General features: G+C 66.6%; 16 protein-coding genes. 8 read left to right on the forward strand and 8 right to left on the reverse strand.

Features of this window, described 5'->3' with window-relative positions; translation table 11 throughout:
- From A5736_RS05520 to A5736_RS26240, 3 genes are all read right to left on the reverse strand, one after another.
- The coding region (locus tag A5736_RS05520; RefSeq protein WP_175611197.1) for a helix-turn-helix domain-containing protein at window positions 1–358 on the reverse strand (358 nt) is incomplete at its 3' end.
- A 207-nt stretch (window positions 359–565) separates the two neighbouring features.
- Entirely contained in the window at window positions 566–1,015 is a 450-nt protein-coding gene (locus A5736_RS05525) for a nuclear transport factor 2 family protein (RefSeq protein ID WP_076244987.1), read from the reverse strand.
- A gap of 39 nt (window positions 1,016–1,054) precedes the next feature.
- The gene (locus tag A5736_RS26240) at window positions 1,055–1,228 is read right to left on the reverse strand and encodes a hypothetical protein (protein ID WP_175611198.1); all 174 of its coding nucleotides are present in this window, start codon (window positions 1,226–1,228) and stop codon (window positions 1,055–1,057) included.
- 149 nt (window positions 1,229–1,377) lie between these two features.
- Here A5736_RS26240 and A5736_RS05530 point away from each other — a divergent pair, with 149 nt between their 5' ends.
- On the forward strand, window positions 1,378–3,636 hold the full coding sequence (locus tag A5736_RS05530) for a molybdopterin-dependent oxidoreductase (RefSeq protein ID WP_076244988.1): 2,259 nt from the start codon (window positions 1,378–1,380) through the stop codon (window positions 3,634–3,636).
- Window positions 3,637–3,813: 177 nt separating this feature from the next.
- On the opposite strand, the gene A5736_RS05535 is transcribed toward A5736_RS05530, so the two are convergent.
- Window positions 3,814–4,050: a hypothetical protein gene (locus A5736_RS05535; protein WP_076244990.1), complete on the reverse strand. Its 237-nt coding sequence runs from the start codon at window positions 4,048–4,050 to the stop codon at window positions 3,814–3,816.
- The gene (locus tag A5736_RS05540) at window positions 4,023–4,868 is read right to left on the reverse strand and encodes an SDR family NAD(P)-dependent oxidoreductase (protein WP_254848292.1); all 846 of its coding nucleotides are present in this window, start codon (window positions 4,866–4,868) and stop codon (window positions 4,023–4,025) included. The genes A5736_RS05535 and A5736_RS05540 overlap by 28 nt, the downstream gene beginning before the upstream one ends.
- Before the next feature lie 159 nt (window positions 4,869–5,027).
- Here A5736_RS05540 and A5736_RS05545 point away from each other — a divergent pair, with 159 nt between their 5' ends.
- On the forward strand, window positions 5,028–6,077 hold the full coding sequence (locus tag A5736_RS05545; protein ID WP_076244991.1) for an alpha/beta hydrolase: 1,050 nt from the start codon (window positions 5,028–5,030) through the stop codon (window positions 6,075–6,077).
- A gap of 39 nt (window positions 6,078–6,116) precedes the next feature.
- Here the strand turns inward: A5736_RS05545 and A5736_RS05550 are convergent, their stop codons facing one another.
- The gene (locus A5736_RS05550; RefSeq protein ID WP_076123073.1) at window positions 6,117–6,335 is read right to left on the reverse strand and encodes a hypothetical protein; all 219 of its coding nucleotides are present in this window, start codon (window positions 6,333–6,335) and stop codon (window positions 6,117–6,119) included.
- Between the two features lie 85 nt (window positions 6,336–6,420).
- Between A5736_RS05550 and A5736_RS05555 the strand changes: the two genes are divergently transcribed.
- Entirely contained in the window at window positions 6,421–9,078 is a 2,658-nt protein-coding gene (locus A5736_RS05555; protein ID WP_083667180.1) for an FHA domain-containing protein, read from the forward strand.
- Here A5736_RS05555 and A5736_RS26245 read toward each other — a convergent pair.
- Complete coding sequence (locus tag A5736_RS26245) at window positions 9,075–9,239, reverse strand: hypothetical protein (protein WP_175611199.1); 165 nt, start codon at window positions 9,237–9,239, stop codon at window positions 9,075–9,077. The genes A5736_RS05555 and A5736_RS26245 overlap by 4 nt on opposite strands.
- A 602-nt stretch (window positions 9,240–9,841) precedes the next feature.
- Between A5736_RS26245 and A5736_RS05560 the strand changes: the two genes are divergently transcribed.
- From A5736_RS05560 to A5736_RS05575, 4 genes are all read left to right on the forward strand, one after another.
- Window positions 9,842–11,452 carry a class I adenylate-forming enzyme family protein gene (locus A5736_RS05560; RefSeq protein WP_076244993.1) on the forward strand — a complete coding sequence of 537 codons (1,611 nt, stop codon included), beginning with the start codon at window positions 9,842–9,844 and terminating at the stop codon, window positions 11,450–11,452.
- Window positions 11,439–12,209 (forward strand): class II aldolase/adducin family protein, encoded by a 771-nt coding sequence (locus A5736_RS05565; RefSeq protein ID WP_076244995.1) that lies wholly within the window; start codon window positions 11,439–11,441, stop codon window positions 12,207–12,209. Before A5736_RS05560 ends, A5736_RS05565 begins: the two co-directional genes overlap by 14 nt.
- A gap of 87 nt (window positions 12,210–12,296) precedes the next feature.
- Window positions 12,297–13,565 carry an amidohydrolase family protein gene (locus A5736_RS05570; RefSeq protein ID WP_076244996.1) on the forward strand — a complete coding sequence of 423 codons (1,269 nt, stop codon included), beginning with the start codon at window positions 12,297–12,299 and terminating at the stop codon, window positions 13,563–13,565.
- A 123-nt stretch (window positions 13,566–13,688) separates the two neighbouring features.
- A complete protein-coding gene (locus tag A5736_RS05575) occupies window positions 13,689–14,867 on the forward strand; it encodes a serine/threonine-protein kinase (protein WP_076244998.1) in 1,179 nt (392 codons plus the stop codon).
- A gap of 21 nt (window positions 14,868–14,888) precedes the next feature.
- On the opposite strand, the gene A5736_RS05580 is transcribed toward A5736_RS05575, so the two are convergent.
- Window positions 14,889–15,908 carry a nitronate monooxygenase family protein gene (locus tag A5736_RS05580; protein ID WP_076123078.1) on the reverse strand — a complete coding sequence of 340 codons (1,020 nt, stop codon included), beginning with the start codon at window positions 15,906–15,908 and terminating at the stop codon, window positions 14,889–14,891.
- A gap of 73 nt (window positions 15,909–15,981) precedes the next feature.
- Here A5736_RS05580 and A5736_RS05585 point away from each other — a divergent pair, with 73 nt between their 5' ends.
- Window positions 15,982–17,604 carry an arylsulfatase gene (locus tag A5736_RS05585; RefSeq protein ID WP_076245000.1) on the forward strand — a complete coding sequence of 541 codons (1,623 nt, stop codon included), beginning with the start codon at window positions 15,982–15,984 and terminating at the stop codon, window positions 17,602–17,604.
- Window positions 17,605–17,623: the final 19 nt, after the last annotated feature.

The raw sequence follows: 17,623 nt of genomic DNA on the forward strand, positions 1-17,623 counted from the left end.
CCAACAACGCTTCCACTTCGGCACGAAGCTCGCCGCAGCGCCCTAGCTTGCCGGTCTTGGGACGACGCGCCCGCGCCTCGCTGCGGGCCTGGGCGATGCTGGCCCGATAACCCGACTTGGCATCCCAGCCGCCTCGATTGGCGCCAAACCGATGCAGGGCACGATAGCGGCCCATCGCTCCATGACAGCGGCCATTGCAATCGATCTCGCGCATGACCGTCGACGGTGACCGCCCCAACCGGCGCGCAATCGCCCGAATCGAATCACCTTTGGCAGTACCGATCATGATCTCTTCACGCTCACCCATCGACAACCGCGGCCGAACATGCCCCTTGGGATCGCTCAATTGCGGGTTCACCCCACCGAATCTGCGGAACCACGCTTGCCCACAGCCACTGGACACGCCGACCATCGGCGCAGCCACACTCGGCGGCACACCCAAGGCCACCAGCACCCAAAACCGACGCTGAACCGACGTCAACGACCAATGAGCCGCCATCAACACTTCCTAACTACGAAGTGTTGCAATCACCCCTTGAGCCCAACCCGACGCCGGTCGCACTGATTACACGTTCGGTGGCCGTCGGGCCATGACCGAGGCGGGGGCCGCCCAATCTGTCGATACCTTGCGATGCTTGATCAGCCAGGTATCACCGGCGGGCACCAGGACGTCGCGATAACGACCGAAATGGTCGAGTCCGATATGGGTGACCACGGTGAAGTACGACTCGACGTGGGCCTCGTCGGGGGTCAGGCCGGTGAACACCACCGTGGCGACGTTGTGCCGCACGACCGGCTTGCCGTCGACGTTGTCGGCGAAGTTGCCGGTGACACCGCCGAGGAAGGCCGCGATCTGGGATCGGCCGCGCAGTAGTTCGGACCCCCGAATCTCGAGAATGCCGTCCGCGCAGAATGTTTCGGCAAGTCCGTCGAGCCGGCCGGCATCACCCGACCAGTTGTACCGCGCGAGGGTGTCGCGGATCCGCTCGCGCGCGACCAGTTCCCACATCTCCATCGTCGGGACTTTAGTCATGCGCGGCGGAGGCGTGCCGAGTTACCTGATGACGTAGGGCCGGAAGCCGTGGCCGCCGGCGGGTGTGACTCCGTCGAGGTCGAAGACGGCGATCATGGCCCGCAAGAGGGCGGGGGACCAGTCCTCGAATGGATGCGCATCGATCCGGTCGAGTACCTCGCGGCGGAGGTACTCAAGGTCCTGCGGGTCGGTCATGTACCCGACGCTAGGGTCGGCGTCTCACGGTTGTACAGCCGACTTGTCAGATTCAAATGTGTCTCAGACCCGATCATCAGCGGTTTATCAGCGAGCGCCGTGCTTTTTGGGTACTTCCGCTACGGGGAGTAGCGGAATACAGTGGGTGGGTGACGACCGGCGATAACGGCAGGCATCTGCGTACCTGTCCACTGTGTGAAGCCATGTGCGGCTTAGAGATTCACGTCGAGGGCGGCCCCACGGACGGGAAGGTCACCAGCATCCGCGGCAATCCCGATGACGTGTGGAGCCACGGACACATCTGTCCCAAAGGCGTGTCACTGGCCGCGCTGCACGACGACCCGGACCGCATCCGCCGCCCATTGATCAAGGTCGACGGCCGCTGGCAGGAGGTCGGCTGGGACGCCGCGTTTCGCCGCTGCACCGAGCTCCTGACGCCGGTCATCGAAAAGTACGGAATCGGCGCGGTCAGCGCCTACACCGGCAACCCGCTGGCGCATTCCTTCTCGCTGGCCCGCTACGCGGGCGTGCTGCTGGGCATGTCGGGGATGCCCGTCACGTATTCGCCGGGGACCGTCGACCAGTGGCCCAAGAACCTCTCCTCGCACCTGATGTACGGCCTCTGGTGGAACTTCCCGGTGCCCGACATCGAACGCACCGACCTGATGGTCATCATGGGCGCCAACCCCGCCGCGTCGCAGGGATCGCTGCTGGCCGCGCCCAACGTGATGGGCCTGATCGAAGCGATCCGCAAACGCGGCAAGGTGATCGTGATCGATCCGGTGCGCACGCTGACCGCCGCCCGCGCCGACGAGTGGCTTCCTATCGTGCCGGGCACCGATGCGGCGCTGCTGCTTGCGGTCGCGCACACGCTGTTTGACGAAGACCTGATCGACCCCGGACCGCACGTCGACGGCATCGACACGATGCGCCGGGTCGCTGCCGACTGGCCGCCGGAGCGGGTCAGCTCCGTCACCGGGATCGACGCGGATCGGATCCGAGGGCTGGCCCGCGAGCTCGCAAGCACCAAGAAGTCGGTGGTGTATGGCCGAATCGGCCTGTGCAATCAGGAGTTTGGCAGTCTGGCCAGCTGGCTGGTCGACGTCGTCAACATCTTGATCGGCCATTTCGATACGCCCGGCGGCGCGATGTTCCCGAAGCCGGCGGCCTGGTCGATCACCTCACAGCCGCTGCCCGGCCTGGAGGGCGGCGCCCCCGAATTCGGCCGGTGGCACACGCGCGTTCGCGGCGCGAAGGAAGTTCTCGGCCAGGCGCCCGTGTCGTGCATGGCCGAAGAGATCGCCACGCCGGGCGACGGGCAGCTCAAGGCGCTGATCACGGTCGCGGGCAACCCGGTCTTGTCCACGCCGGGGGGAGACAAACTCGACGAGGTGCTGCCGATGCTGGACGCGATGATCTCGATTGACTTGTGGCTCAACGAGACAACGCGGCACGCCGACGTGATCCTGCCGGGGCTCTCGCCGCTCGAGCAACCACACCACGACGACCTCATCTTGCTGTTTGCAATCCGCAGCATCGCGAACTACTCGGCCCCGGTGTTCGACCCGGGCGATCGCCCGCACGAATGGGAGATCCTGATCCGGCTGACAGGCCTGTGCACCGGCACACCCGCCGAAGACGTCGACGTCGCGGCGATCGACGACGGCTTCTTCGACTACCTGGCGTTCACGCGCGGCCTCGACGGCGCGGAGATCCGCAAGCTCTACGACGATGCCGGTTTGAAAGGCGGCCCGGAACGGATGCTCGACCTCACGCTGCGAACCGGCCCCTTTGGGGACCAGTACGGCCGGAACCCGGGCGGGCTCACGTTGGACATGCTCAAGGCCAACCCGAACGGGATCGACTTCGGGCCGATGGTGCCTCAGCTCCCCGACATCCTGGCCACGCCCGACAAGAAAATCCGGCTCGCCCCGCAATACCTCCTCGACGACCTGCCGCGGCTGGCCGCGCGCCTGGAACGCCCCGCCGAGCCGCTGGTGCTGGTCAGCCGGCGACACCTGCGGTCGAACAACACCTGGCTGCACAACGTGCCCGCGCTGATGAAAGGCAAGGACCGGTGCACGCTGCTGATCCATCCCGACGACGCCGCACGCTTCGGTGTGGCCGACGACGACGTCGTCACGGTGAAATCGGAGGCCGGCGAGATCAGGGTCCCCATCGAGATCACCGACGCGATCAAACCCGGCGTGGTGTCGATGCCGCACGGCTGGGGCCACGGCAAGCCGGGCACCCGCATGTCCGTGGCCAACAGCTCGCCCGGCGCCAACACCAACGTGCTGTCCCCGCCGGCGTTCGTCGACGAGCCGTCCGGCAACGGTGTCCTCAACGGTATTCCGGTCACCGTGATCCACGAACAAGCCCGATTTCGAGCCACGCAAAGCGTGTGATCTCACAGCGGATCGCTAACTGCGATCCAGGTTCCTGCTAACACCAACGCGCAAAGTAGCGTGATGGCGGCGAACAAGCAACGCGTCTTGGTGCAAACGATTCTCGCCGGTGTCGCGACGTTTGCGATGCTCGCACTATTCCACACTCCGCGATATGACGCCAAAACCGTTGGGGGATCAGCGCTTACCCGCGTCGTAGCCGACGGGAACGACGACGAAGCCCAACTGCAACAACAGCTCCAGGCCCAGCAGCAAATGCAACAGGCCGAACAGCAAGCCGAAGAGCAAGAACAACTGGACCTTCAGCAAGCCCAGCAAGACGAGCAACAGGGCCTGCAGGTCGAGCAGCAAGCCACGCTCTCGGTCCCCGGAAGTTAACCGCTGCTTCAGGGTGCGATCGGGCGATTCGTCCATTCGCGGTCGGCGCGGCGCGACGAGCGGAACCATCCGCCTGCCGCGCCGGTGCCGCCGTCGGTCGGGATGGTGTGGCCGGTGACGAACGCTGATAGGTCCGACGCCAGGAACAGGATGACGCGCGCCTGGTCCTCGGGCAGGCCCATCCGGCCGACGGGAACCCATTGCGGCCACTGCGTCTGCTCTTCGGCGGATAGCCACTGCGAGTAGGGCACCTGCAGCGATTCCGTGACGTCGGGGCCGATGCCGTTGACCCGCACTCCGTCCCGGCCGACCTGGACCGCGAGGCTGCGCGTGAAGTGGATGACTGCCGCTTTGAACGCCGCATAGACCGGATCCTCGGGATAACCGCGCAATCCTTCGACCGACGAGACGTTGACGATCGCACCCGCGCGCTGGCCGATCATCGCCGGCAGGAATGCGTGGGTGACGAGAAAAACATGGTGCAGGTTGATGCGGTAGAGCTCATCCCACAGTTGCGGGTCGGTGTCGACGAAGTTGCCCGGGTGACGCAGCCAATGACCGACGTTGTTCACCAGGATGTCGATCCGCCCATAGCGACCCAGCACCGATTGCGCCAAGGACACAACCTGATTGGCGTCGCAAACGTCGGTGCTCACCGCCAGCGCAGAACCCCCGCGGCTCGCGATGTCGTCAGCCGTTCGTTGCGCGAGTTCGGTGTCGCTATCGGCGATGACGACGCGCGCGCCGTGCTGGGCGAACAGCCGCGCGGTCGCCGCGCCGATTCCGCCACCACCTCCGGTGACCACCGCGACCCGGTCCGACAGCAGCCGACCATCGATTGCGTCCATGCCCATATCTTGGGCCATCGTGCTGGCCGCGCGCATAGATAAAGCCGGAATACCCGCCTTTCGCGCGCGTAAACAGTGAGAAACCCGACTTTGCCACAGGCTTTACGCAGAGTTTTCACGGTCCGTAGGCCGGGTATCCGCTCGTCCAAATAGGAGTTGTTGCCAATGGCCACAAGGGATCCGAAGCTTCGCCGTCGTTCATTGCCGCGCAACGTGAGCAATCGGCGCATTCACCACCGGCACAGCGCACAATCGGTTGCCGTTTCGTTGGCCAGCCGGTTGATCGTGAAGAACGCGGTGCGCGCCTGGGCAATTCAGCCGCATCTGCGCTGGCCGTTGGAATACGTCGACAGCATGGCCGGTTTGCTGCCACATTTTCGTTCGTCGGCGACTATCGAACCCATACAACTCGAACATTGCGGGGCCGAATGGATTCGCGCGCGAGGGGCGTCTCCGGCGCGCGCGATCCTCTACCTGCACGGCGGGGCGTTCCTGACCTGTGGCCTGAACACCCACCGCTCCGTGGTGTGTCGCTTGTCGAAGGCCGCCGACGCCGGTGTGCTCACGGTCGGATACCGAAAGCTGCCGTCGCATCAAATCAGCGACGCGATCGAAGACGGCCTCAGCGGGCTGCGCTGGTTGCAGCAGCAGGGCTACGACGATGACCGAATTGTCGTGGCGGGCGACTCCGCCGGCGGGTACCTTGCGTTCATGACCACGCTGGCCGCCATCCGGAACCGCCTTGCGAAACCGGCTGGAATCGCGACGGTTTCGCCATTCACTGACCCGGATCCGGCCCGCAAGCTCAAGCATCGAAACGCACGAAAGTGCTCGATGTTCACCCGCGGGGCGTTGTCGATGTTCGCCCGATACCTCGGCGAAGTGCAACTGCCGGTGGGCAAAGGGAGTTCCAAGGCGCGCGTGGTCTCACCGGTCGACGCCGACCTGTCCTCGCTGCCTCCCGTGACCATCCACGCCAGCTCCGATGAGCTGTTGCTCCCGGACGCAGAGCTCATGGCGAAGCGCTTGGAAGCCAGTGGGATCCGCTGCGATTTGCATCTTTGGGACGGGCAGATTCACGACTTTCCGTTGGCGGCCGACATCCTGCCCGAGGGGCGGCGTGCCATCCGCTACATCGGGGATTTCGTCAAGGATGTCACGACCGGCCCCGGCAGCGGGTGGCGCACGCCCCCGATCACCGCCGCCGCCGGATAGCGGCCGAACAGGCGCCGCGAAAGCTCTCGCGCCGCAGGCCTATTCGTACTGCTCGCGTTCTTCGAGTTCCGGGTCGATCAGGACCGTCTCACGTTGTTCCTGCCAGTCGGATGGGGCCGCCTCCAGCGGCACGTCGCCGTCGTCCGGCCAGGATGTGGCGTCGTCCTCGTCGGCCGGCGAACCGGAGGTCGGCTGCTGTTGCTCAACGGCATCCGCGACGGGCACGTCGTCGGGGAAGTCATTGTCGCTGTGCTGCATGGACGGCGGGTTACCCGCGGTTTCGCCATCGAAAACGTCGCGATGACTTGCCCTGCGCTTGCCGCCAGCCGATACAGTTGGCGCAATGAGCCGACCAGCCCCGCCTGTGCTGACTGTGCGGTATGACGGAGCCGAGCGCACCTTCGCCGCAGGCAACGATGTCGTGATCGGGCGTGACCTGCGGGCGGATGTCCGCGTTGCCCACCCCCTGATATCCCGCACGCACCTGCTGGTGCGATTCGACCAGGGCCGATGGGTCGCAATCGACAATGGCAGCCTCAACGGCCTCTATGTCAACAGCCGGCGGGTGCCGACCGTCGACATCCTGGACGGCCTGCGGGTCAACATCGGAAATCCGGACGGCCCGGCGCTGGCCTTCGAGGTCGGTCGCCACCTGGGCTCGGCCGGGCGCCCACCCTTGACGACGTCGATTCCGCTGCTCAGCCCGTCGAGCGAACCGAGTGGCCCAGCACCGGTCCAGGGCCGACAGGGAACCGTCACGTCCCCCTGGACGGGCCAGCCCTCCCCGTCGGGGCCGTTGCGGTCGCCGCCGACGCGTCCGCCCACCGGACCGCAACCGGTCCAGCCGTCGGGTCCGCTGTCGACATCCCCGTCCGGGCCGCAGCCGCGCTACCCGACCGGCGGGCAACCGGCCGCTCCGCCCAGCGGGTCGCACTCGGCACCGCAGATCTACCGGGCACCACCGGCGAAAGCGGCTCCGGCCCCCGCGGCCGGACCCGAGACCATGCGCGTCAGCGCTGATGCGTCGAACCTTGCGACCTCGATGTTGAAGATCCTGCGACCGGGTAAAGCGGAGTCGATGCCCGGCGCGATCAAGATCGGCCGCGCCAACGACAACGACATCGTCATTCCCGAGGTCCTCGCATCACGTCACCACGCCACCCTTATCCCGACGCCGCGCGGCACCGAGATTCATGACAACCGCAGCATCAACGGCACTTTCGTCAACGGATCGCGGGTCGACGTGGCGGTGCTGCAGGAGGGCGACGTCGTCACGATCGGCAACATCGACCTTGTCTTCGCGGGCGGCACGCTGGCTCGCCGCGACGAGGCCGCGACCGCGACGCGCACCGGTGGCCTCGACGTGCGTCGGGTGACGTGGACGATCGACAACAACAAGACGCTGTTGGACGACATCTCGCTGGGCGCGCTGCCCGGAACGCTGACGGCCGTCATCGGTCCATCGGGCGCCGGGAAGTCGACGTTCGCCAGGTTGGTGGCCGGGTACACCAGCCCGACCAACGGCACGGTGGCCTTCGAGGGCCACAACGTTCACGCCGAATACGCCTCGCTGCGCAGCAGAATCGGCATGGTGCCGCAGGACGACGTCGTGCACGGTCAGCTGACCGTGCAACAGGCGCTGATGTATGCGGCCGAACTGCGGCTGCCGCCGGACACCACCAAGGAGGACCGTGCCCAGGTGGTGGCCCGGGTGCTCGAGGAACTCGAGATGAGCCAGCACCTGCAGACGCGAGTGGACAAATTGTCGGGCGGCCAGCGCAAGCGCGCGTCGGTGGCCCTGGAGTTGCTGACCGGGCCGTCGCTGCTGATCCTGGACGAGCCGACCTCCGGTCTGGACCCCGCCCTGGACCGGCAGGTCATGACGATGCTGCGGCAGTTGGCCGACGCGGGCCGGGTGGTCCTCGTGGTCACCCACTCGCTGACGTACCTCGACGTCTGCGATCAGGTTCTGCTGCTCGCCCCCGGCGGCAAGACCGCGTTCTGCGGGCCGCCCAGCCAAATCGGCCCGGCGATGGGAACCACCAACTGGGCCGACATCTTCAGTTCGGTCGCCGGCGACCCCGACGCGGCCAAAGCGCGGTACCTGGCGCAGACGGGCCCGCCCCCGCCGCCGCCACCGGCGGAGAAACCCGCCGAGCTGGGCGATCCGCCGCAAACCAGCCTCGTCCGGCAGTTCTCCACGATCGCGCGGCGACAGATTCGGTTGATCGTCAGCGACCGCGGCTACTTTGCTTTCCTTGCGCTGTTGCCGTTCATCATGGGCTCGCTGTCGATGTCGGTGCCCGGCGACGTCGGATTCGGCATTCCCAATCCCATGGGTGACGCGCCGACCGAGCCCGGGCAGATCTTGGTGCTGCTCAACGTCGGTGCGGTCTTCATGGGGACGGCACTGACCATCCGGGATCTCATCGGCGAGCGCGCCATCTTCCTGCGTGAGCAGGCGGTCGGGCTGTCCACCAGCGCCTACCTGCTGGCGAAGGTCTGCGTCTACACCGTGTTCGCGATCGTTCAGTCGGCGATCGTCACCGCCATCACGTTGCTCGGCAAGGGTGGCCCGACCCAGGGCGCCGCGGCGCTGGGCAAGCCCGGACTGGAGCTGTTCGTCGATGTCGCGGCGACGACGGTCGCCTCGGCGATGCTCGGGTTGGCGCTGTCGGCCATCGCCAAGTCCAATGACCAGATCATGCCGCTGCTCGTCGTGGCGGTCATGTCGCAGCTGGTGTTCTCCGGCGGCATGATTCCGGTGACCGCGCGCATCGGGCTGGACCAGATGTCTTGGGCCACACCGGCGCGGTGGGGTTTCGCGACGTCGGCCTCCACTGTCAATTTGATTCACCTGGAGCCCGGACCCCAGGTGCCGAAGGATTCACACTGGCATCACAATGCCGGCACCTGGTGGTTCGACATGGCCATGCTGGTGGTGATCAGCGTTTTCTACCTGTGCTTCGTGCGCTGGAAGATTCGCCTCAAGGGAGGCTAGGCACCCTTGCGGACCACATGGTCGGCGGCTGTGTGCATCCGGTCCGACAGTTGCAGCAGATCATGCTCGCCCACGCCGTGGGGCATCGTGTATGCCAGCCGCCGCAGTTCGACGGCGCAATTGCGCAACTCCTCGCGGAGGCGCGTCTCGATGGTGGGCATGCCCAAAATTTTCGCAGGCCCCGCGCCGATCCGCGATGGCAGCGAAGTGTTTTAACGGGAGTTTGACAGCGTTTTTACAGTCGGGGCTCCCAACTTGCGCGGCGTGGCGGCGACCAGCGTCCGCTCCTCACGCTCGAGCGGTCGACGAGAAGGGTGAGGCTGCCTCCCTCCCTCCGGTTTCACTTCTGCGCATCCCGTGGCCAGCACCTACAGTTGGAACCTGTGTTGAGCCGTAAAGGTGGGACGGTGGCCGCGATATGCGGTGTGGCCGTTGTTACCTTGGCCGTCGCGGGTATTGGCGATTTCGACAAGCCGCTGACCGTCGCAACGAGCGCATCATCCGGTGTGGCGCCGGCACCCCCGTCGCCCGGGCACAGCCCCGCTGGTGGCGGCGCGCTGCCGGTGCAACCTGTCGGTGGCGGCGGCTGCATCATCGGCTGGAACTGCGGGTGTCTTCGGTTCCAAACTTGTCCCACCCCGCACCCGCGTGCCGGCACTCAGCACGACCACCAACACGCTTCTTCTGGCGCTCAGACTCCGTAGTCGCTTCCCCACCAGTACGTGGCTGCCAAAACGACGCGCGCTTTTCCTATCATTTGGGAATGAGCGCCGGCGGGCTGGACACCGTGGGCTCGCCGGCTTTCAGCGACGAGGACCCGGCCCGGTTTCGCGCGGCCGGCTGGTGGTCCGACACCACGCTGTCGGATGCGGTACGCCGCAACGCAATACGGTCGCCGGACCGTCCCGCCTATGTCGACCACGCCGGCACGTCGTTGACGTGGCGTGAATTCGACGATGCGGCAACCAATCTGGCCGAACAACTGACCGCCACCGGCATCGCGCGGGGGGATCGAGTCGCGGTCTGGCACGGCGACTCCGCGGCGATTCACGCGCTGTTCGTGGCAATCGAACGCTGCAGCGCGGTGGTCGTCGGCGTCGGCGCGCGCGCCGGCACCCGCGAGGTCGCCGCGATACTGCGCGCTGCGCGGCCAAAGGTCCTGATCAGCGACCACCAGCGGCGCGAGCTCGCAGCGGGTATGACCATCGAGTCGATGACCTTGAGTCACGACGCCGGCGGCCTGCGCCTGGACATCGATGTGGAGCCCAGCTCACCGGGCACCGATTCCGGGCTCGGTGCCGACGATGTCTTCCTGATCAACTCCACGTCCGGGACCACCGGGCTGCCCAAGTGCGTCGTGCACACGCAGAATCGGTGGTTCTACTTTCACCAGAAGGCCGTCGCGAACGGGCTGCTGACGCAAGACGACATCTTCTTGCCGGTCATACCCACGCCCTTTGGCTTCGGAATATGGACCAGCCACACCACGCCGATCCACCTCGGTGCCACCGCGGTAATCCTGGAACGCTTCGCACCGAAGACCGCATGTGAGGCGATAGCCCAGCACCGCGTCACCGTATTGTGCTGTGTCAGTACGCAATTGACGATGCTAATGGCCGACCCCGCCTGCCGGGAGTACGACCTCAGCACCTTGCGGGTCGTCTTCGCCGGCGGCGAGGCGTTACCGTATCGGCCTGCCGTCGACTTCGAGCGACTCACGGGCGCAAAGATTCTGCAGTTCTACGGCTCGAACGAGACCGGACTGCTCAGCGGAACCACGCTGGACGACTCGCCGCAGCGCCGGCTCCGCACCGGGGGCAGGATCGTGCCCGAGATGGCGGTCCGGCTCTTCGACGGCGACCGCGACGTCACCGGAACGGGGCGTGGGCAGCCCGCATGCCGCGGCCCGGCGACGAGCCTGGGCTACCTCGACGGCATCGACCACGACCAGCTGTTCACCAGCGACGGTTGGATGCGCATGGGCGACATCTGCGAAATCGACGCGGACGGTTACCTGAGTGTCACGGGCCGAACATCCGACTTCATCGTGCGAGGCGGCAAGAACATCAGCGCCGCACAGGTCGAGGACGCGGTGATGACGCACCCCGCGATCGCGCTCGCGGCCGCGGTGGCCATGCCCGATGCGGTGTTCGGCGAAAAAGTCTGCCTCTACGCCGAACTCGCAGATTCGCAGGCCATCGACTTGCCCGAACTCGTCAACCACCTGCTGGCACTGGGGGTTTCCAAGGAACTGCTGCCGGAACGACTCATCGTCGTCGACGAACTTCCCCGATCGTCCGGAGGAAAGATCGCCAAAGGCGAGCTCCGCCGCGATATCCGAGTAAGGATGGAGGCCGATCATGAACGCTCCTGAGGCACGGCGAGGCGGTCTGGAGGTGTGGGCGCCCTCCGTGGTGCCCCCGATCCCGGAACTGTCCGACGAGCAGGCGCTCGCGGTGGCGTTTCGCCACCTGGCCGGCATTGGCTTCGCCGAGAACATGGCCGGACACATCACTTGGCAGCCCGATGGGCACACCGACATGTTCGTCAACCCGTGGGGACTGTGGTGGGCCGAACTCACCGCCTCGGATATCTGCGTGGTCGACGGCGACGCGCGGGTAGTGCGGGGCCGTTGGGACGTGACGCCCGCGATCCACATCCACACCGAACTGCACCGGGTCCGCGAAGACGCCCGGGTCGTCATCCACAACCACCCCTACTATGTCTGCGTGCTGGCCGCGCTCGGCAGGCTGCCCGAATTGGTGCACCAGACCGGTGCGCTCTTTCTGGATGACCTGTGTCTGGTCGACACGTACGACGGCGAAATCGACACCCCCGCCCGTGCGGCCGATCTCGCTGCCCGCATCGGCGGCGCCAACCTGACGATTCTGGCCAATCACGGCGTCATCGCGACCGGAAGCAACCTGGCCCAAGCGGTCTATCGCGCGGCATCGATCGAACGGGTCTGCAAGCTGGCCTACGACGTCATGCTCACCGGCGCCGCGCCGGTGAAGATGACCTGGCCGGACATGGCGGGCATGCAACGGTCGCTGATCGAACGGGCCGCCGACGTGTACTGGGCGGGGGCGGTCCGCATGGCCATCAAGGCCGATCCCGATGTGCTCAGGTGAACCCGCCGTCGAGTGTGCACGGAGGGCGGCGCAACCACACACTCGCAGCCGTCACCGCACACTCGACGTGAAAGGCGATCGCAGACCATGAAATCGATCGACGAGTTGGCCGCCAATCTGAACTTCACCACCGCCAGGACCGGTGAGGATCGCGCCGTCACGTTTCTTCCGGACCCGCCCCGCGCACCCCGGCGCTACACGGTGATCTCGGTGGACGATCACATCGTCGAACCGCCGGATACGTTCGCCGGACGCCTGCCCCGCAAGTTCGCCGATCGTGCGCCCAAAGTGGTGGACACCGCGGAAGGCGGGCAGACGTGGGTCTACGACGGCCGCGAATTGCCCAATGTCGGGTTCAACGCCGTGGTGGGGCGGCCGGTGGCCGAATACGGATTCGAGCCCGTCAGATTCGACGAGATGCGCAGGGGCGCATGGGATATCCATGAGCGCGTCAAAGACATGGACCTCAACGGCATCTACGCATCGCTCAACTTTCCGTCGTTCCTGCCGGGGTTCGCCGGGCAGCGGCTGCAACAGGTGACCACGGATCGCGACCTCGCGCTGGCCGCCGTGCGCGCCTGGAACGATTGGCACCTCGAGGTGTGGGCGGGGTCCTATCCCGAACGGATCATTCCCTGCCAGCTGCCGTGGCTGCTGGACCCGGAGCTGGGCGCACAGATGATTCGCGAGAACGCCGAGCGTGGATTTCACGCGGTGACGTTCAGCGAGAACCCCGCGATGCTCGGATTGCCGAGCATCCACTCGGGTCATTGGGATCCGATGATCGCGGCATGCGCCGAGACCGGCACCGTCGTCAATCTCCACATCGGTTCGTCGGGCTCGTCGCCGTCCACCACCGACGACGCGCCGCCGGACGTGCAGGGCGTGCTGTTCTTCGCCTACGCGATCTCGGCGGCGGTCGACTGGTTGTACTCCGGCCTGCCCAGCAGGTTCCCGGAACTCAAAATCTGCTTGTCCGAGGGCGGAATCGGCTGGGTGGCAGGTTTACTCGACCGCCTCGATCACATGCTCAGCTATCACGCAATGTACGGCACCTGGCAGGCGCTCGGCGAGAGTCTGTCGCCCGCAGAGGTTTTCACCCGCAACTTCTGGTTCTGCGCGGTGGAGGACAAGTCCTCGTTCGTGCAACGCGACCGGATCGGTGTGGACAACATCATGTTGGAAGCCGACTATCCACATTGCGACTCGACGTGGCCGCACACTCAACAAACGATCCACGAAGAAATCGGTGACCTACCGGCCGATGCGATCCGCAAGTTCACCTGGGAGAACGCGTCGCGCCTGTACCAGCACCCGGTGCCGGTCGAGGTACAGCAGAATCCCGACGCATTCTGACGGCCGCGCTGGTGTGGCCTCTTCGCTCGCGTTTTGGGCCGCCGATGCCGGGGTAACCCCCCTTCGGCGATTTTGCGGCCGGTCGCGCGATCGTCACTGAAGTCGCACAGAGTGGCGGGGCAGATGAATACTCTCGTGTTGCTCGCTGGCCGGTACGAGATGCACAGCAGGCTGGGCCTTGGTGGCATGGCCGAGGTTCGCGACGGCTGGGACACCCGATTGCACCGGCCGGTCGCCATCAAACTCCTGCACCCGGTGCTGAGTGCCCAGAACGGCATCCGGAACCGGTTCGACGCCGAGGCCCGCGCGGCCGCGGCGCTCAACCACCCGAACATCGTCGCCGTTCACGACATCGGCGAGCACGACGGCACACCGTTCATCGTGATGGAACGGTTGCCCGGAGAGAGCCTGGCCGACGAGATCGCCGCCGGTCCGCTCTCGCCGGCGCGGACCCATGCCATGCTCGACAACGTCCTCGCCGCGCTGACCGCGGCGCACAACGCCGCGATCCTGCACCGCGATATCAAACCCGGAAACATCCTGCTCGCAGCGGGCGGCGAGATCATGAAGGTCGCGGACTTCGGGATCGCCAAGACCCCGGAGGCCACCAACACGCTGACCGGCCACATCGTCGGGACCATCGCGTATCTGAGCCCCGAGCGTCTCGCCGGTGCGCCCGCGTGCGTGGCCGACGACCTCTATGCGGTCGGTGTCGTCGGCTATGAAGCGCTCGCCGGGCATCGCCCGTTCCCGCAAGAGAACGTGGCCGCGCTGGCCAGCGCCATCTTGCATGGTCGGCCGCCCCCACTTGCCGGGCTGCGGCCCGACGTCCATCCCGGCCTGATAGCGGTGATCGAACGCGCGATGGCCCGTGACCCGCGACAGCGGTTTGACAGCGCCGAGGAGATGCGGGCCGCCCTGCACGGCGGTCCGATCGCGCCCGCGGCGGGCGTGCGGGTCGCCCCGCCGCGGCGTCCAGCCACCAAGGTGCTGGACGGTCCGCCACCCGGGTTGGTCACGAACACGTTTTTCCCTGCGCTAGTCCCGCCGATGAGGGTCACCCGCAGGAAGGTGCTGGGTGCCCTGGCGGTCTTGGCCGTCCTGATCCTGATCCCGCTGGCGTTCGCGCTCGATGCGTCGTCCTCGCACGCGCCCACCAAACCCGTGACCACCAGCACGCCCGTGCCCGTTCCCGTCAGCAATCCCGCGCCGCCGCCGACGCCGACGGCACCGCCTCCGGCCCCGCCATGGCACGGCCCCGGCAAAGGCCACGGCAAGGGGCACGGCGGCGGGGGAGACTAGCGACCGCGCGCGGGGCGCCGATCAGAGCTCGGATGCCAATCGTCGCAGAATGTCGGCCGTCGGCTCCGCGGTCGCGTGGCGGTACCCGGTGCCCGCCCACAGATGGACGTAGTCGGGTTTGCCTGCGGCCGCGGCGGCTTTGCGCATTGCGGTGGTGAGGTAGTGAATCGCCGGATAGCCCAGGGGCGCCTCCGCCTCGTGCGCGTCGATGAACGCGTTGCGCAGGCCGCGGGCCGGCCGGCCGGTGAAGGCGCGAGTGATCACCGTCTCGGTGTATGCGGGGTCGGTGAGGGCCGCCTGGTGGGTGGCCGAGGCGCCGCTTTCGGCGGCACGAAGCAGGACCGTTCCGACCGCTGCCGCCGCGGCGCCCGCGCGAATGACGTCGGCCACCGCGGCCGGAGTGGCGAGCCCACCGGTGGCGATCACGGGCAACGGCACGGCCGCGGTGATCTGTTTGACGAGGTCGGCGATCGGGACCGGCGTCAACGGTGTCCGCGGCGAAAGCGTGGCCGAATGCCCGCCCGCGGCCGCCGCCTGCACGGCAAGCATGTCGACGCCCGCCTCGTGGGCTTGGGTCGCCTCCTCGACGGTTGTAACCGTTTGAACGACAACGCTATTCGCCTGTTGCAGCGCGGCGATCACGCCGCGCGGCGGTATCCCGAACGTGAACGACACCATCGGCACCGGATCGTCGAGCAACAGCGTGATCTTCTCGTCGAAGGCGTCGACGTCCTCGATCGGCTCGGACGGCACGGTCACGCCGAACTGGTCGGCCTCCCTCTGGATGGTTGCGGCGTACACCCGATAGCTGTCGGGGTCAACCGGTAGCGGATTGGGGGCAAACAGGTTGATACCGAACGGGATTCCCTCGGTGCGAACGCTCTTGATCTCGGCTTCGACAGCCTCCACCCGCTTGTAGCCGGCCGCGAGGAAACCCAGACCACCCGCGCGGGTCGCCGCCGACACCATCGCCGGGGTCGTCGGGCCACCCGACATTGGGGCGGCGACCAACGGAATGGACATCCCAAACTGCTGCAGCATCCAATGACCATATCTGCGACGGCGGGGCGGCAGAAGTTCCCTTCGGCCGCCAGACCTGACAGGATGCTTGACCGTGACGCGGCCCAACTTCTTGGTCATCGTGGCAGACGATTTGGGGTTTTCCGATATCGGTGCCTTCGGCGGTGAGATCAACACGCCGAATCTCGACCGGCTCGCCTACGCCGGAATCCGGCTCACCGATTTTCATTCGGCGCCGGCCTGCTCGCCCACCCGCGCGATGTTGTTGACCGGAACCGATCACCACATCGCCGGCATCGGAACGATGCTCGAGGTCGCGATCCCCGAATTCCAGGGCGCGCCCGGCTACGAGGGCTATCTGAACGATCGCGTCGTCGCGTTGCCGGAGCTGCTGCGTGACGCCGGATACCTGACGCTCATGTCGGGCAAATGGCACCTGGGCGACACGATCGAGACCTCGCCGTGGGCTCGCGGATTCGAGCGGTCGTTCGCGCTGTTGCCGGCCGGCGCCAGCCATTACGGCGGTGCCGCGGCTGAGGGATTCGCGCCGGTGCCAAGGCTTTACACCGAGGATGACCAGTTCGTCACGGTCGACGAGAACTTCTACTCATCGGACTTCTACACCGACACCCTGCTGCGCTACTTCCGCGAACGTGCCGAACGCCCCGACGATCGGGACCGACCGTTCTTCGCCTACCTGCCCTTCCAAGCGCCCCACTGGCCCCTGCAAGCACCCGACGAATCCATCGCCACCTACCGCGGGCGCTACGACGCGGGTCCGGACGCGCTGCGCGAGGCTCGCTTGGCAGCGCTCACACGACTCGGCCTGTGCCCACCCGACGTCACCCCGCACCCCGTCGTCGCCGACGGCGCCCCGGAGTGGGCCGACATGACCGCGGAGCAGCGCGCGCTCTCGGCCCGCAGCATGGAGGTCTACGCCGGGATGGTCGACCGGATGGACTGGAATATCGGGCGGGTGATCGACTACCTGGCCGGCACCGGCGAACTCGACGACACGGTCGTGATCTTCTTGTCCGACAACGGCGCCGAGGGCGCGATCGTCGAGGCGATGCCGCTGCATGGCGCCCGTATCGCCGCGCAAATCGAGAAGTACTACGACAACAGCCTCGACAACCTCGGGCGACCCACCTCGTACATCTGGTACGGGCCGCGCTGGGCCCAGGCCGCCACGGCGCCGTCGCGGCTGCACAAAGCGTTCACCACCGAAGGCGGAATCCGGGTGGTCGGGTTCGTCACCTGGCCCGGCTTCGACCGGCAGCGCGAGATCGGCACCGCCTTCGCGACGGTGATGGACATCGCCCCGACCGTCCTGGAACTCGCCAGCGCCACGCATCCGGGCACCAGCTACCGCGGCCGCGAAATAGCACCCATGCGCGGCAGGTCGCTGGTGCCGTATCTCTCGGGCGACACCGACGCGGTGCACGAGGGCGAGACCGGCACCGGTTGGGAGTTGTTCGGCCGCCGCGCCATTCGCCAGGGCGACTGGAAGGCGCTGTGGCTGCCACCGCCGTACGGCCCGGGAACCTGGCAGCTCTACCACCTCGCGGCCGATCCCGGTGAAATCGACGACCTGGCCGCCGCCCGGCCCGAGAAGCTGTCCGAACTGCTCGAGCTATGGGATCGCTACGTCAAGGAGAGCGGCGTGATTCTCGATCCCGTCTCGGTTTTCGAAATCGACACCCAATTGCTCGGCTGAAATCACCACGTACGCTGAG

It is taken from the genome of Mycobacterium sp. SP-6446 (genome assembly GCF_001954045.1).
Classification (GTDB): Bacteria; Actinomycetota; Actinomycetes; order Mycobacteriales; family Mycobacteriaceae; genus Mycobacterium.